The organism is Zhengella mangrovi, from assembly GCF_002727065.1.
In the GTDB taxonomy this organism is placed as follows: Bacteria; Pseudomonadota; Alphaproteobacteria; order Rhizobiales; family Rhizobiaceae; genus Zhengella; species Zhengella mangrovi.
Map to the genome: position 1 here is coordinate 185,482 of NZ_PDVP01000006.1, position 14,167 is coordinate 199,648.

15 protein-coding genes are annotated in these 14,167 nt (G+C 66.6%); 3 read left to right on the plus strand and 12 right to left on the minus strand.

Features of this window, described 5'->3' with window-relative positions; translation table 11 throughout:
- Positions 1-115: 115 nt before the first annotated feature.
- The 11 genes from CSC94_RS12400 to CSC94_RS12450 all read right to left on the minus strand — a co-directional run bounded on the left by CSC94_RS12400 (position 116) and on the right by CSC94_RS12450 (position 9,823).
- Positions 116-1,333: an MFS transporter gene (locus CSC94_RS12400; protein WP_099306658.1), complete on the minus strand. Its 1,218-nt coding sequence runs from the start codon at positions 1,331-1,333 to the stop codon at positions 116-118.
- Positions 1,330-1,824: a transcription antitermination factor NusB gene (gene nusB / locus CSC94_RS12405; protein WP_099306659.1), complete on the minus strand. Its 495-nt coding sequence runs from the start codon at positions 1,822-1,824 to the stop codon at positions 1,330-1,332. The genes CSC94_RS12400 and nusB overlap by 4 nt, the downstream gene beginning before the upstream one ends.
- Positions 1,825-1,828: 4 nt before the next feature.
- On the minus strand, positions 1,829-2,266 hold the full coding sequence (ribH, locus tag CSC94_RS12410; protein ID WP_099306660.1) for a 6,7-dimethyl-8-ribityllumazine synthase: 438 nt from the start codon (positions 2,264-2,266) through the stop codon (positions 1,829-1,831).
- A gap of 54 nt (positions 2,267-2,320) precedes the next feature.
- Positions 2,321-2,938: a riboflavin synthase gene (locus CSC94_RS12415; RefSeq protein WP_099306703.1), complete on the minus strand. Its 618-nt coding sequence runs from the start codon at positions 2,936-2,938 to the stop codon at positions 2,321-2,323.
- Positions 2,938-4,014 carry a bifunctional diaminohydroxyphosphoribosylaminopyrimidine deaminase/5-amino-6-(5-phosphoribosylamino)uracil reductase RibD gene (ribD, locus tag CSC94_RS12420; protein ID WP_245408342.1) on the minus strand — a complete coding sequence of 359 codons (1,077 nt, stop codon included), beginning with the start codon at positions 4,012-4,014 and terminating at the stop codon, positions 2,938-2,940. The genes CSC94_RS12415 and ribD overlap by 1 nt, the downstream gene beginning before the upstream one ends.
- Before the next feature lie 49 nt (positions 4,015-4,063).
- Positions 4,064-4,543, minus strand: coding sequence for a transcriptional regulator NrdR (nrdR, locus tag CSC94_RS12425; RefSeq protein ID WP_099306662.1), 480 nt, complete (start codon positions 4,541-4,543; stop codon positions 4,064-4,066).
- A gap of 71 nt (positions 4,544-4,614) precedes the next feature.
- Positions 4,615-5,907 carry a serine hydroxymethyltransferase gene (gene glyA, locus CSC94_RS12430; RefSeq protein ID WP_099306663.1) on the minus strand — a complete coding sequence of 431 codons (1,293 nt, stop codon included), beginning with the start codon at positions 5,905-5,907 and terminating at the stop codon, positions 4,615-4,617.
- A 210-nt stretch (positions 5,908-6,117) separates the two neighbouring features.
- Positions 6,118-7,371: a L,D-transpeptidase family protein gene (locus tag CSC94_RS12435; protein ID WP_099306664.1), complete on the minus strand. Its 1,254-nt coding sequence runs from the start codon at positions 7,369-7,371 to the stop codon at positions 6,118-6,120.
- A gap of 295 nt (positions 7,372-7,666) precedes the next feature.
- On the minus strand, positions 7,667-8,185 hold the full coding sequence (gene ldtR / locus CSC94_RS12440) for a transcriptional regulator LdtR (protein ID WP_099306665.1): 519 nt from the start codon (positions 8,183-8,185) through the stop codon (positions 7,667-7,669).
- Between the two features lie 160 nt (positions 8,186-8,345).
- On the minus strand, positions 8,346-8,771 hold the full coding sequence (locus CSC94_RS12445) for a DUF6163 family protein (protein ID WP_099306666.1): 426 nt from the start codon (positions 8,769-8,771) through the stop codon (positions 8,346-8,348).
- Positions 8,768-9,823, minus strand: a complete 1,056-nt coding sequence (locus CSC94_RS12450) for an enoyl-CoA hydratase/isomerase family protein (protein WP_342585957.1) — start codon at positions 9,821-9,823, stop codon at positions 8,768-8,770. Before CSC94_RS12450 ends, CSC94_RS12445 begins: the two co-directional genes overlap by 4 nt.
- A 139-nt stretch (positions 9,824-9,962) precedes the next feature.
- Between CSC94_RS12450 and hemB the strand changes: the two genes are divergently transcribed.
- On the plus strand, positions 9,963-10,988 hold the full coding sequence (hemB, locus tag CSC94_RS12455) for a porphobilinogen synthase (RefSeq protein ID WP_099306667.1): 1,026 nt from the start codon (positions 9,963-9,965) through the stop codon (positions 10,986-10,988).
- A gap of 41 nt (positions 10,989-11,029) precedes the next feature.
- Here the strand turns inward: hemB and CSC94_RS12460 are convergent, their stop codons facing one another.
- Positions 11,030-11,404, minus strand: coding sequence for a hypothetical protein (locus CSC94_RS12460; RefSeq protein WP_099306668.1), 375 nt, complete (start codon positions 11,402-11,404; stop codon positions 11,030-11,032).
- Positions 11,405-11,747: 343 nt separating this feature from the next.
- On the opposite strand from CSC94_RS12460, the gene CSC94_RS12465 reads away from it, so the two are divergent.
- Both CSC94_RS12465 and CSC94_RS12470 read left to right on the plus strand, forming a co-directional pair.
- Positions 11,748-12,227: an RDD family protein gene (locus CSC94_RS12465; protein ID WP_099306669.1), complete on the plus strand. Its 480-nt coding sequence runs from the start codon at positions 11,748-11,750 to the stop codon at positions 12,225-12,227.
- Between the two features lie 91 nt (positions 12,228-12,318).
- Positions 12,319-14,136, plus strand: coding sequence for an SLC13 family permease (locus tag CSC94_RS12470; protein WP_099306670.1), 1,818 nt, complete (start codon positions 12,319-12,321; stop codon positions 14,134-14,136).
- Positions 14,137-14,167 lie beyond the last annotated feature (31 nt).

Genomic DNA, 14,167 nt, shown 5'->3' on the forward strand with positions numbered 1-14,167 from the left:
GGATCATGCGGATCACCCGGAGGCGCGTCAAGCACGCAAAAAGGCTCAATTCCCGGGTTTTTTCAGGAAACAGGCGGGGACGAGCGGTTTTGTCGGGGATTGGTGCCGCGCCGCCTCAGGAAAGGGCCTCGTCGCTGCGCTGGCGCAGGACGAGCAGAAGGGCGAGCGCGCCAAGGCAGAGGGCGACGACGGGGAAGATGATCCAGTTGAGCATGTCCCATCCGCCGGCGTTGTAGACCTGGCCGGACATCAGCGAGGCGAAGGCCACGGTGCCGAACAGGGCGAAGTCATGGGCGCCCTGGACCTTGTTCTTCTCGGCGGCGGTGTAGGTCTCGGCGACCATGGCGGTGGCGCCGATGAAGCCGAAGTTCCAGCCGATTCCGAGCAGGATCAGGGCCAGCCAGAACTGCCACAGGGCAATACCCGAGAGGGCGACGATGCCGCAGACGATCAGCAGGGCAAGCCCGGTCGCCACGATGGTCTCCTTGCCGAAACGGGCGATCAGGCGCCCGGTGAAGAAGGAGGGGGCGAACATGGCCATGACATGCCAGGAAATGCCGAGCGTGGCCTCGTCGGGCGTGAAGCCGCAGCCGACCATGGCGAGCGGCGCGCCGGTCATGACGAAGCTCATCAACGCGTAGGAGCCGATGGCGCAGATCAGGGCGACGAGGAAGCGGGGCTGACGCATGATCACCGGCAACGGCCTGGCCGGCTCGTTGTCATGGGCCGACGGTTCGACGACCTGGTCCTTCGGCAGGCGCAGGAAGGAATGGATGATCACGCCGAGGATGCCGAGCAGGATGATGCCGGTATAGGCGCCGGCAAAGCTGACCGGGGCGAAGGCATCGCGGGTGAAGATGACCATCTGCGGGCCGATGATGGCGGCGAAGACGCCGCCGCCGAGGACCCACGAAATGGCCTTCGGCTTGAACGCGTGCGGTGCATTGTCGGCAGCCGCGAAGCGGTACTGCTGGACGAAGGAGCCGCCGAGGCCGATCAGCAGCATGCAGAAGGCAAAGAACCAGAACGAGCTTTCGAAGATGGAGAGCGCGGCCAGGGCGCCGCCGAGCGCGGTGATGCCTGCGCCGGACATGAAGCCGTAACGGCGGCCGACGGCGCGCATGAGGGCGGCAGCCGGCAAGGCGCCAAGGGCGACGCCGAGGTTGTAGCCGGTGACGGGCGCCGTGGCGAGCGACTTGTCCGGGCCGAGCAGGTAGACACCGGTCAGCGCCCCCATGGAGATGGCGACCGGCGCGGCGGCACCGACGATCGACTGGGCGGAGGCCAGGATCAGGGCGGTGCGGCGCGCCTCCTGCTCGAAGGTCGAACTCATGCGCGCTTTCCCTGTCCTTCGCGGACCCGCCCGGCGACACGGTCCAGCACCGCGTTGACCAGTCCCGGCTCCTCGGCATCGTAGAAGGCCTTGGCGATGTCGACATATTCGGAGACGATCACCGCGACCGGCACATCCTGCTTCTTCATCAGTTCGAACACGCCCGCGCGCAGGATGGCGCGCAGCGTGGAATCGACTCGCGACAGCGGCCAGCTCTCCGGCAGGCTCTGGTGGATGACCGGGTCGATCTGGCGCTGGTTGTCCACCACGCCGGCGATGATCATGCGGAACCATTGCGGGTCGGCGTCGCGGTAGAGATCGCCGTCCAGTTCCTTGCCGAGACGGAAGGCCTCGTATTCCGAGGCGATCTCGAGCAGGCCGACGCCGGTCACATCCATCTGGTAGAGCGCCTGAACCGCTGCCAGGCGGGCCGCACCGCGCTTGTTGGCGGGCTTGATCTCGCGTTCCGGCTTGCCGTTGGTATCAGTCACGGATTCAGGCTCCGAATTTCTTCTTCAGGGCGATCATGGCAAGGGCCGCGCGCGCGGCAAAACCGCCCTTGTCGAGCTCGGACTTGCGCGCCCGGACCCAGGCCTGGTCGCCGTTCTCGGTGGTCAGGATGCCGTTGCCGATGGCCAGACGCTTGTCGACGGTCAGGTCCATGATGGCGCGGCAGGATTCGTTGGCGACGATGTCGAAATGGTAGGTCTCGCCCCGGATGACGACGCCCAGCGCCACGTAGCCGTCGTAGTCCTTGCGGCCCTTGGCGGCAAGCGCGATGGCACCGGGCGCTTCCAGCGCGCCCATGACGGTCACGATGTCCCATGTCGCGCCGACCTCTTCGAGCGCGGCGGTCGCGCCCTCGAGCAGGGCGTCGGACAGATCATCGTAGAAACGGGCCTCGACAATGAGGAGGTGTGGGGCTTTCGCCATGGACCGGGGGCTCCAGAGAGATGCATGACATTTCGGGCGCGGGGGCGCGAGGCGTCAATAGGACTCTTTGGCCGCCTCCGCAAGCCGCGCTGCATAGCGCGCCATGGTGTCGATCTCAAGATTGACCGCGTCACCCGCCTGGCGCTCGCCCCAGGTGGTCACGCCGAGCGTGTGGTCGATCAGGAGCACGTCGAAGCGGTTGCCCGCGACCCCGTTGACGGTCAGCGAGGTTCCGTCGAGCGCCACGGACCCCTTGGGCGCAATGAAGCGGGCAAATTCCGCCGGTGCCTCGATGGTGAAGCGGACCGCATCGCCTTCCCGCTCGCGCGCCACGATGGTGGCCCTGGCATCGACATGGCCGGAGACGATATGACCGCCGAGTTCGTCGCCCACCTTCAGCGCGCGTTCGAGGTTGACGCGGGTGCCCGGCTTCCACCCGCCGATCGTGGTCAGGCGCAGGGCTTCCTCCCAGGCTTCCACCTCGTACCAGCGTTCCGGATCACCCTGTTCCGGCAGGGCCACGACAGTGAGGCAGACACCGGCGTGGGCGATGGAGGCGCCCATGGCGATGCCGGCGGGGTCATAGGCGGTGGCAATCCGCAGGCGCACGCCGCCGTCGCGCGGTTCCACGCGCTCCACCCGTCCGACGTCGGTCACGATTCCGGTAAACATCAGCTCGTCCTCGTCCATTCGCTGTAGCTGTCATGGCCGAACACGGCCTGCCGGCGCAAGGTATAGCCGGCGGGCACGGTGGCCGCTACGAGCGGTGATTTCAGCCCGTCCCGGCCAATCCGCATCCCGCTCTCGAACAGGCAGATGCGGTCGACCAGCCCCTCGTCGAGAAAGCGGCGGGCGGTGATCGCCCCGCCTTCGACGAACAGCGTCGAGATGCCGCGGGCAGCCAGGTCCTCCAGCAGTTCCGGCAGGCAAATCCGGTCCTCCATCAGGTCGACGGCCAGGAAGTCGATGCCGCATTCCGCCAGGGCCTGGCGGCGCCCGGGATTGACATCGGCAGTCGCCGCGACCCAGACCGGCACCGTGCGGGCCGACCGGGCCAGGCGCGACGAGACCGGGGTGCGCAGCCCCTTGTCGAGAACGATGCGGATGGGCGAGCGGTCCTCCATGCCGGGCAGCCGGCAGGTCAGTTCCGGGTCGTCGGCAGCGACCGTGCCGGCGCCGACGAGAATGGCATCGGCCTCTGCCCGCATGGCATGGACCTGGGCGCGCGCCGTCTCGCCGGTGATGGCCACCTGCCCCCTGCCCTCCAGCCCGAGCATGCCGTCGGCGGACACGGCCAGCTTCAGCGTCACCTCGGGCCGATGTGCGGACGACCGCATCAGGTAGCCGGCCATCAGGTCGGCGGCTTCCCGCGCCAGGACGCCCTGGGTGACCTCCATCCCGGCATCGCGCAGGATCGCCGCGCCGCGTCCGGAGACGCGCGGATCGGGATCGCTGGCGGCGATCACCACGCGGGCGATGCCGGCATCGACCAGCGCATTGGCGCAAGGGGGCGTGCGCCCGTGGTGGGCGCAGGGTTCCAGCGTCACGTAGGCGGTGGCGCCGCGCGCCTTCGCACCAGCCTCCTCCAGCGCCTGCGGCTCGGCATGGGGGCGGCCGCCCAGGGCCGTCACGCCGCGGCCGACGGTCACCGCGCCGGCGCCATCGTCGCGCACGATCAGCGTTCCGACCGAGGGATTGGTGCCGGTCAGGCCGAGATGGCTGCGCGACAGGCGAATGGCCGCCGCCATGAACCGGCGATCCGCGGCTTCTCCCGGCGAGAACACGCCCGGCACCGGACTAGTCTCCCACGTCGCGCGCGGCGGCATCCTCGCCGCCCAGTTCGCCCAGCAGTTCATGGAAGTCGCGGGCCTCGCGGAAGTTGCGGTAGACCGACGCGTAGCGGACATAGGCCACGTCATCGAGCGCCTTGAGCGCATCCATGACGAGCTGGCCGATCTCGTCGGCCTTGACCTCGCTCTCGCCGGCGCTTTCAAGCTGCCGGACGATACCGGAGACGGCGCGCTCGACGCGGTCGGGCTCCACGTTGCGCTTGCGCAGGGCAATGTCGAAGGAGCGCAGCAGCTTGTCGCGATCGAAGGGCACCTTGCGGCCCGAGCGCTTGAGCACCACCAGGTCGCGCAACTGCACCCGCTCGAACGTGGTGAAGCGGCCGCCGCAATCCGGGCAGACGCGGCGGCGGCGGATCGCCGAGCCGTCTTCGGCGGGCCGGGAATCCTTCACCTGCGTGTCGACGGACTGGCAATAGGGGCAGCGCATGAAAAAGCCTCGCGGATGGGATCCCGCGAGGCTTTAGCCGGATTCGGCCGGTTTGGAAATGCCGGGGCGCCTCAGCCCATGTAGGGGTACATGGGGTAGCGGCCGGTCAGGGCGACGACCTTGTCGCGAACGGCGGCCTCGACAGCCGCGTTGCCCTCGTCGGAGTTGGCGGCCTTGAGACCGTCGAGCACTTCCGAGATCAGGTTGCCGATCTCGGTGAACTCGGCCTCGCCGAAGCCGCGCGTGGTGCCGGCGGGCGTGCCGAGACGGACGCCGGAGGTGACGAAGGGCTTTTCCGGATCGAAGGGAATGCCGTTCTTGTTGCAGGTGATGTTGGCACGGCCGAGGGCCGCCTCGGCGCGCTTGCCGGTGGCGTTCTTCGGCCGCAGGTCGACCAGCATCAGGTGGTTGTCGGTGCCGCCGGAGACGATGTCGAGGCCGTTGGCCTTCAGCGAGGCGGCAAGCGCCCTGGCGTTGGCCGTGACATTGGCGGCATAGGTCTTGAAGCCGGGCTCGAGCGCCTCCTTGAAGGCCACCGCCTTGGCGGCGATGACATGCATCAGCGGGCCGCCCTGAAGGCCGGGGAAGACGGCCGAGTTGATCTTCTTGGCGATCGCCTCGTCATTGGTCAGGATCAGGCCGCCGCGGGGACCGCGCAGCGACTTGTGCGTCGTCGAGGTGACCACGTGGGCATGGGGCACCGGCGACGGATGTGCGCCACCGGCCACGAGGCCGGCGATGTGGGCCATGTCGACCATCAGGTAGGCGCCGACGGAATCGGCGATCTCGCGGAAGCGTTTCCAGTCCCAGACGCGGGAATAGGCCGTGCCGCCGGCGATGATGAGCTTCGGCTTGAATTCCTCGGCCTTGGCGGCGATGTCGTCCATGTCGAGGCGGTGATCGTCCTGGCGCACGCCGTAGGAGACGACGTTGAACCACTTGCCCGACATGTTGACAGGGGAGCCGTGGGTCAGGTGGCCGCCGGAATTGAGGTCGAGGCCCATGAAGGTGTCGCCCGGCTGGAGCAGGGCCAGGAAGACGGCCTGGTTCATCTGCGAGCCGGAATTGGGCTGGACGTTGGCGTAGGCGGCGCCGAACAGCGCCTTGGCGCGCTCGATGGCCAGCGTCTCGGCGACGTCGACGAACTGGCAGCCGCCGTAGTAGCGCTTGCCCGGATAGCCCTCGGCGTACTTGTTGGTCATGATCGAGCCCTGGGCTTCCAGAACCGCGCGGCTGACGATGTTTTCAGACGCGATCAGTTCGATCTCGTGACGCTGGCGGCCCAGTTCGTCGCGGATGGCGCCAAAGATTTCCGGATCGATCTCTTCCAGCGGTGCGGAAAAGAAAGCGCGCGTATCGGACATGCTGTGTGGTCCCTTCCTGTCAATCGGCCTCGGGAGAAGCGAGAGCGCGCCATAACACACATTCTCGCCGTCTGCCACTTGCCCTCGCAGCAAACGACCGGCGCTTTTTCAACGCTCCCGACGTGAACTCTATCCAACGAAAAACGCCGCTCCGGATGGCGAAGCGGCGTTCCTAATCCTTTTTGCGACGCCCATGGCGCCGGCTGCTTCTCAGAGGGCCGAGGAGAGCTGCAATTCGTCGACGCCGTCGCGGCCGTAGATGTCATCGCGGAAGTGGACGACGCCGTCGCCGGTCGACCAGGCCGAGATGTAGGTGAAGTAGACCGGGACCGGCGTGGAAAGCTGGACCGGCGTGCTCTCACCGGACTTGATGGTCGCCTCGAAGCGCTGGCGGTCCCAGCCGGCGGTATCGCGCAGGAGCCAGGTGACGAGGTCGCGCACGTTCTGGACGCGCACGCAGCCGGAGCTCTCGAAGCGGGCCAGCCGGCCGAAGAGGCTCTGCTGGGGCGTATCGTGCATGTAGGTCGCGTGCGGATTGGGGAAGTTGATCTTCACCGACGCCATGGCGTTGATCTTGCCGGGATCCTGGCGCAGGCGATAGCTCACGGCCTCGTCCGTCGTCCAGTCGACCGTTTCCGGCGGAATCTCGTTGCCGTCCGGGCCGAAGATGCGGATGTGGTTGCGCGTCAGGTAGGTCGGATCCTTGCGCATCAGCGGGATGATGTCCTTGCGGATGATCGACTTCGGCGCGTTCCAGTAGGGATTGATGATGACTTCGTTGATCTTGGAATTCAGGATCGGGGTCTGGCGATCGACCTTGCCGACGATGGCGGTATGGCGCGACACCACGCGGCCGTTCTCCACCGCCTCGATCTGGGCGGCGGGAATGTTGACCATCACGTAGCGGTCGCCGAGGAAGCCGGACATGGAGCGCAGGCGCACCAGGTTGGTTTCCAGCTGGCCGAGACGGACGGCCGCCGACACGTTCATGGCGGCATAGGTGTAGCGGCCCATGACACCGTCGGACGGCAGGCCGTGACGGGCCTGGAACCGCTTCACGGCGGCATCGACATAGGTATCGAAAGCCGGGGAAATGCCGGCACGGGTCGACAGGTCGCCCGAGATCATCAGGCGGCGGCGCAGGGTCTCGACGGCCGGATCGACTACGCCGATCTTGAGCTTCTGCGTCGCCGGAACCACCGGCCAGCCACCCTGGGAGACAATGTTGCGATACTGCTCGATGGCCCGTTCGACGTAGGTGACCGTCTCGGGATTGAATACCGGCAGGTTCGAGGCAACGCGGCCATCCTGGCTCGCCCGGGCATCGAACTCGGTATCCCAGTTGCCGCGCCGCGGCGAATCGATGATCGCGCGGATCAGGTCCTCGGCGCGCGCGGAGCCGCCAAAGGCGGACAGCGTTGCCGCACCGGCACCGGCTAGAAAGAAGCGGCGGCTGGTTGCCATGGTCTCATTCCCTCGTCATCCAGGTCGTTCCGGAACCCGCGATTGCAGGCCGGGAGTATGGGAGGGCAGAGATTGCACGTCAACGTTAACAAAGCGCCAAGGTTGTTTCCAACCGTCGCCTTCGCGCGAGCCATGACAAGCCCCAGCCACCCTCTCCAAAGCCGATGGCACGGGATTATGGCCTGATTGTGAGCGCTGCGGCGGCGAGGCCGGCCGGCCTCGTTCCTTTCAGGCAAAACGGACGCCGGGGCATGCCCCGGCGTCCGCTCGCAAGTGATCCTGGAGGTCGAACCGCTTACATGCGATAGGCGATGGTGTCGTTCCAGAAGCGGTCCAGCCGCTGCAGGGCACGGTTCATCTGGCGGAACTCGTCGGCGCCGATACCGCCGACCTGCTCGATGGAGCCGATATGACGATGATAGAGCCCCGACACGATGCCGGCGATTTCCTTGCCCTTGGGCGTGAGGCTGACGCGGACCGACCGGCGGTCGACACGCGAGCGCTGGTGATGCAGGAAGCCCATGTCGACCATCTTCTTGAGGTTGTAGGAGACGTTGGATCCGAGGTAGTAGCCGCGGGTGCGCAGCTCGCCGGCGGTCAGCTCGCTGTCACCGATGTTGAAGAGCAGCAGGGCCTGGATGGCGTTGATGTCGGAGCGGCCATTGCGCTCGAACTCGTCCTTGACGACGTCGAGAAGCCGACGATGCAGACGTTCGACCAGATGCACCGATTCCATGTAGAGCGAATGGATCGCGTTTTCGGAGATGTCGACGGTTTCCGGCTGCCGGACAGCAGCACGACGTGCATTGTTCATTGTTTCTTGCCTTCTGTTTGACGCCTGGCGACTTGTTTTTATCCGTCACCTTGGCCCGAACATTATCGAAGGCGATTAAAATCCGACTTAAAAGCTTGCGTTAACAAACCCTTGCAGCCAGCAGAAGCATGCTTTTGGACAATGAAAGGTTAAGCCGGCCTCAGGCCTGCTCGCGGCTGCGGCGCAGCTCGATCCAGATCAGGAGGCGGAGAAGCAGCAGCGCCGCCAGTATCGCGACATGGGCGATGACGAGCAGGTCGGCACGGCCGAAAAGGCCCGGATAGACGGCGTGCATGACGATTTCCGACGCCGCGCAGACGAACCAGATCACCGGCCCCCAGGACGCCGGCAACCAGAGACCGACGGCGGCGAAGGGGTAAAGGACGGCGAGGCAGACACTGGCGACCTGCCAGTGCATGGGCATCAGGTCGAAGCGCCAGGCGGGGCCCGGCTCGAGCCCGATCAGGCGCAGCCAGTAGGCCAGGCCGTACCAGATCGAGACAACGGACAGGACGCGCATGAAAATGACGTAGGTCTGCTCGGCCCGGGACGGCTTGAACAGCGGTGGCTGTGTCGCGGCAATCATGGCAGGACCAGTTCCGCCGTTTCCAGCGGGGCGAAATAGGCGTCGACGGCGGCCGGCGCGACGGCTTCGAGGGTGGCCGGCTCCCAGGCGGGCGCGTTGTCCCGGTCGACCAGCACGGCCCGGATGCCCTCGTAGAAGTCATGCCCGGTTAACATGCGGTTGACGATGCGATATTCCATGCGCATGCAGTCGTCCATCGACAGGTCCGCGCCAAGCGCGAGCTGGCGGAAGGTGACCAGAAGCGACGTCGGCGAGCGCCCCTCCAGCGTGGAGAGCGTGCGGGTGGCGAAGTCTTCCCCGGCATCCGCCCCGGCCCGCAGGCCGGCCACCAGGCTATCCAGGCTCGGCGCCGCGAAATGGCGGTCGATGGCGGCGATGGTCGCGGCATCCGTTTCCGGTTCGGGACGGGCGGCGAAGCGCGCCAGGGTGGCGTCGGCATCGCCGCTGTCGCACAACGCCTGAAACAGGGATTCCATGTCATCGGAGGCCACGGCGTGGGTGGCCGCCCCCATGGCCAGGGCGTCGCCCTGCTTCACCCGTTCTCCGGTCAGGCCCATCCAGATGCCCTTGCAGCCCTTCAGGCGCGGCAGGAAATGGCTTCCGCCGACATCGGGAAAGAAGCCGATGCCCACCTCCGGCATGGCGATCACGCCCTTGTCACCGAAGACACGGTGGCTGCCGTTCATCGACACGCCGCAGCCGCCGCCCATGACGATGCCGTCGATCAGGGCGACCCAGGGCTTCGGAAAGCGGTGAACATGCGCGTTCAGCCGGTATTCCTCGTGGAAGAAGCCGCTGAGGACCTTTCCCTCGCGGCCCGCGCGGTAAACGTCCATGATGTCGCCACCGGCGCAGAAGGCCCGGCCCTCGCCGCGGATCACCACAAGCCGGATCGCGTCGTCGCCCTCCCAGGCCTGCATCGCCCGGGCCATCGCCTCGACCATGGACAGCGTCAGGGCGTTGAGCGCCTTGGGCCGCGTCATGGTGATGACGCCGGCCTTGCCCAGCTTTTCAAAGCGGATCTCGTCGCCGCCGCCGAAGTCGATCTCCATGCCGTGATGTCCCTCGCCCTTGCCTCGTATCGTCACCGGCTTACGTGGGGGCCCGGTTTTTTGTCAATGGCGCGGTTGCCGAGGCGGGGTTCCTGTGGTTCAACCAGCCAAAGATCCCTGATCCGGGAGGACCGACATCATGAACCACATGGACCGACCGCCCCTGCCCCGCTCCGTCGACGAAATCACCGGCTCGCGCCGGCTGCGCCGCATGCGCAAGGCGGACTGGTCGCGCCGCATGGTGCAGGAAACGCGGCTGACGGTGGACGACCTGATCTGGCCGATCTTCATCATCGAGGGCGAAAACCGCACCGAGGACATTGCCGCCATGCCGGGCGTGAAGCGCATGACGGTGGACCTGGCGGTGCGCGAAGCCGAACGGGCGGCGAAGCTCGGCATCCCGGCGCTGGCGACCTTCCCCAACATCGCGCTCGACAAGCGCGACCAGACCGGCTCGCACATTCTCGACGCCGACAACGTGATCAACAAGGCAAGCCGCGCCATCAAGGCGGCCGTGCCGGACATCGGCATCATCACCGACGTGGCGCTGGACCCGTTCACCAGCCACGGCCATGACGGCATCCTGCGCGACGGCATCATCGTCAACGACGAGACGGTGGAGCTTCTGGCTCGCGCGGCGGTCGGCCAGGCGGAGGCCGGCGCCGACATCATCGCGCCGTCCGACATGATGGACGGGCGCATCGGCGCCATCCGCGACGCGCTCGACGGCGCGGGATTCCAGGACGTGGCGATCATGTCCTATGCCACCAAGTTCGCGTCCGGCTTCTACGGCCCCTATCGCGAGGCGGTGGGCACCGGCGGCCTGCTGAAGGGTGACAAGAAGACCTATTACATCGATCCGTCGAACAGCGAGGAAGCGATCCGCGAGACGGAAGCCGACATCGCCGAGGGCGCCGACATGGTGATGGTCAAGCCCGGCATGCCCTATCTCGACATCTGCCGCCGGCTGAAGGACACGTTCGGCCTGCCGACCTTCGCCTACCAGGTGTCGGGCGAATACGCGATGATCAAGGCGGCGGCGGCCAACGGCTGGCTCGACCACGACCGGGCGATGATGGAAAGCCTGGCCGCCTTCAAGCGCGCCGGCTGCGACGGCATCCTGACCTATTTCGCACCGCAGGTGGCGGAGATGCTGAAGGGCTGACCGGCCCGCCGTTTCTTTCCGGCGGGTCCGGCGCGCACGCTTCAGGCAGCCCGGGTGCGGGTGCTGATCACGGTGTAGAGGAAGATCACCATCGACAGGAGGGTGAGCATCGAGCCGACCTTGGCCAGCGTCTCGCCCTGCTGCGTCACCGCCATGACAATGCCCGGCACAATGGTCAAGACGCCGAGCAGGGCAACGGCATAGTGCACTTTCGCGAGCATCCGGCCGGCCGCGTCCGGAACAAGGTGATAGTAGACTCCGAACAGCCCCATGGTCACCCAGCCGATCAGGTTGAGATGGGCATGTGCACTTCGCAGCATGTGATCGCCGCTGGCCGACATGTGAATGCCCCAAGCCATGCCGACGGTGACCCACAAGGCCGCCGTTGCAAAAAAGAGAAAAGCCACGCCACGCATTATCCGGTCCCTCCGTATTTCGTTGTCACCGGAGAACAAGGGAATGCCGCTGACCCGGCACGCCGACCAGCACCTGCAGCAACGCCCCGGCACGCACGGCCGGCAGGCCTATTTCCCAAACCCTCCGAAACGTTAGAATTTTTTAGAACAGGCAAGAACGCAACCGACCGGGAATTGCGGCCCACAGAAAAGATGAATCACGGAAGCGCCATTCATGCTTCCCGGTACGGCCGGAGGCCGGGCGGCGGTGTGTGCGCCTTGAATACGCAGGCGAAAATTCCCATGTGACCTGTCAAGAGCACGACCCTTTCAGGACAGAGGCAGGACAGCCGTGGCACATTCGATGGACAGCAGCATTCGGCAGGCAGACCGGGATGGCCCCTACGCCGATCTCGAGGACTGGCACCTCTACGAAGGTGTGCGGACACGGCGCATCTTCGCCTTCCTGATCGACTACGTGGTCATCCTGCTGCTGATGATCCCCTTCGCCATCCTGGTCTTCTTCCTCGGCATCGTCACGCTCGGGCTCGGCTGGATGCTGTTTGCGGTCTTCGGCCCCTTCGTCGCGCTGACCTACGTGTCGATGACGCTCGGCGGACGCCGGCAGGCGACCGTCGGCATGCAGATGATGGGCATCCGCCTGGCCCGGCTCGACGGCCTGAGGGTCGATCCGCTGCTGGCCATCGTGCACACGGTTCTCTTCTGGGCATTCAACGTGTTCACGTCCGGCCTCATCCTGCTGGCCACGCTGATCCTGGACCGCAAACGGACGGTACACGACCTGCTGCTCGGCACGGTCGTCGTGCGCGAGCAGGCGCTTTGACCGCCACATCCGTCCGCGACAATCTTCCCTCGCCATCGCGGGCCTGACGTCCTAAGGTGTCCGCGGACGACTTCTCGCCCGCGGACTCTGCATGGCCGATTTCCATACCTTTGCCACGTTTGCCATCATCGGCCTGACCGTCATCGCCTACGTGAGCGACCGCTTTGCGCTCGAATCGGTGGCCATCGGCTCGCTGGCCGCCTTTCTGGCGCTGTTCGCGGTCGCGCCTTACGAGAACGCGGCCGGTCAGGCGATCGGTCCGGAGCAACTGGTGGCGGGCTTCTCGAACCCGGCGCTGATCACCGTCATCGCGCTGCTGATCGTCGGCCAGGGCCTGTTCGCCACCGATGCCATGGACAAGCCGGCCCGCATGGTGGCCAAGGCCGGCGGCGCCTCGCCCTTCCGGGCGACGCTGATCACGCTGCTGGCGGCGGCCGCCCTGTCGGCCTTTCTCAACAACACGCCGGTCGTCGTCATCTTCATCCCCGTCATCACGGTGCTGGCCGCGCAGCACGCCTTTCCGGCCGCGCGCGCGCTGATGCCGCTGTCCTTCCTGTCAATCCTGGGCGGCATGACCACGATCATCGGGTCCTCGACCAACCTGCTGGTCGCCGGTGTGGCGCAGCGCAACGGGCACGAGGTCGGCTTCTTCGACATCACCGGGCCGGGCCTGATGCTGGCGGCGGCGGGAGCCGTCTACATCTTCTTCATCATGCCGCGCATCCTGGGTCGCGGCTCGGGCGCCGGCGAAGAACGCCGGCGGGCGGCAGGATCGCAGTTCATCGGCGAGATCACCGTGCGCGCCGGCCACCCGTTTCTCGGCATGGAATCGCGCGCCGGCCTGTTTCCGCGCCTCAAGGACCTGATGCCGCGGCTGATCATCCGCCGCGGGCTGGAGTTCGTGCCGCCGTTCGAGGACATGGTGATTTCCGAGGGCGACCGCGTGGTGGTGGCGGGTACGCGGCGGGCCTTCATGAACGCGCTGGCCCGCGGTTCGGCAACGCCGTCGACGGGCGAGGACGCGGAAGACGGCCCGCGGGTGAAGCCGGGGCCGGCCTATCACATCGCCGAAGCGGTGATCACGCCGGGATCGCGCCACGCCGGGCGGACCGTGCGCAATGCCGGCATCCAGTCCACCCACGGCGTGGACGTGCTCGGCATCCAGCGCAAGAGCCGCATGGGCCGGGCGCCGCTGGCCGACATCCGGCTGGAACCGGGCGACACGGTGCTCGTCGGCGCCGACGAGGAACACCTGCGCTCGATGCGCGACAGCCACGACCTGCTGCTGCTGGAATGGTCGGCGCAGGCGGTGCCGCAGCGCCAGAAGGCCTGGATCGCCTTCGTCATCTTCGCGCTGATCGTGCTGAGCGCAGCCACTTCGCTGGTGCCCATCGTCGCCAGCTCGGTGATCGGGGCGGCCGCCCTCATTGCCACGGGCTGCCTGACGCTGCAGCAGGCCGCGCGCGCCTTCGACCGGCAGATCTTCCTGCTCGTCGGCTCGTCGATCGCCGCGGCGACCGCGCTGGAGCAGACCGGCGGGGCGCGACTGATCGCCGAAACGGCGGTAACAACCATGGCCGGCCAGGGTCCTGTCGTGCTCCTTTCCGGACTGTTCCTCGTGATCGCCATCCTGACGAACTTCCTGTCGAACAACGCCACGGCGGTGCTGTTCACGCCGATCGCGCTCGACATGGCGGAACGGACCGGGCTGCCGGTGGCTGCCTTCATCGCCGCGGTCATCTTCGCGTCGAACGCATCCTTCGCCACGCCGGTCGGCTACCAGACGAACCTGCTGATCATGGGCCCGGGCGGCTACCGCTTCTCCGATTTCGTCAAGGCCGGGCTGCCGCTTGTCCTGCTGATGTGGTTGACGTTCACCGCCATCGCGCCATGGTATTACGGACTGTGACACGCGCCGTCGCCGCGCAGAAATTTCCTTT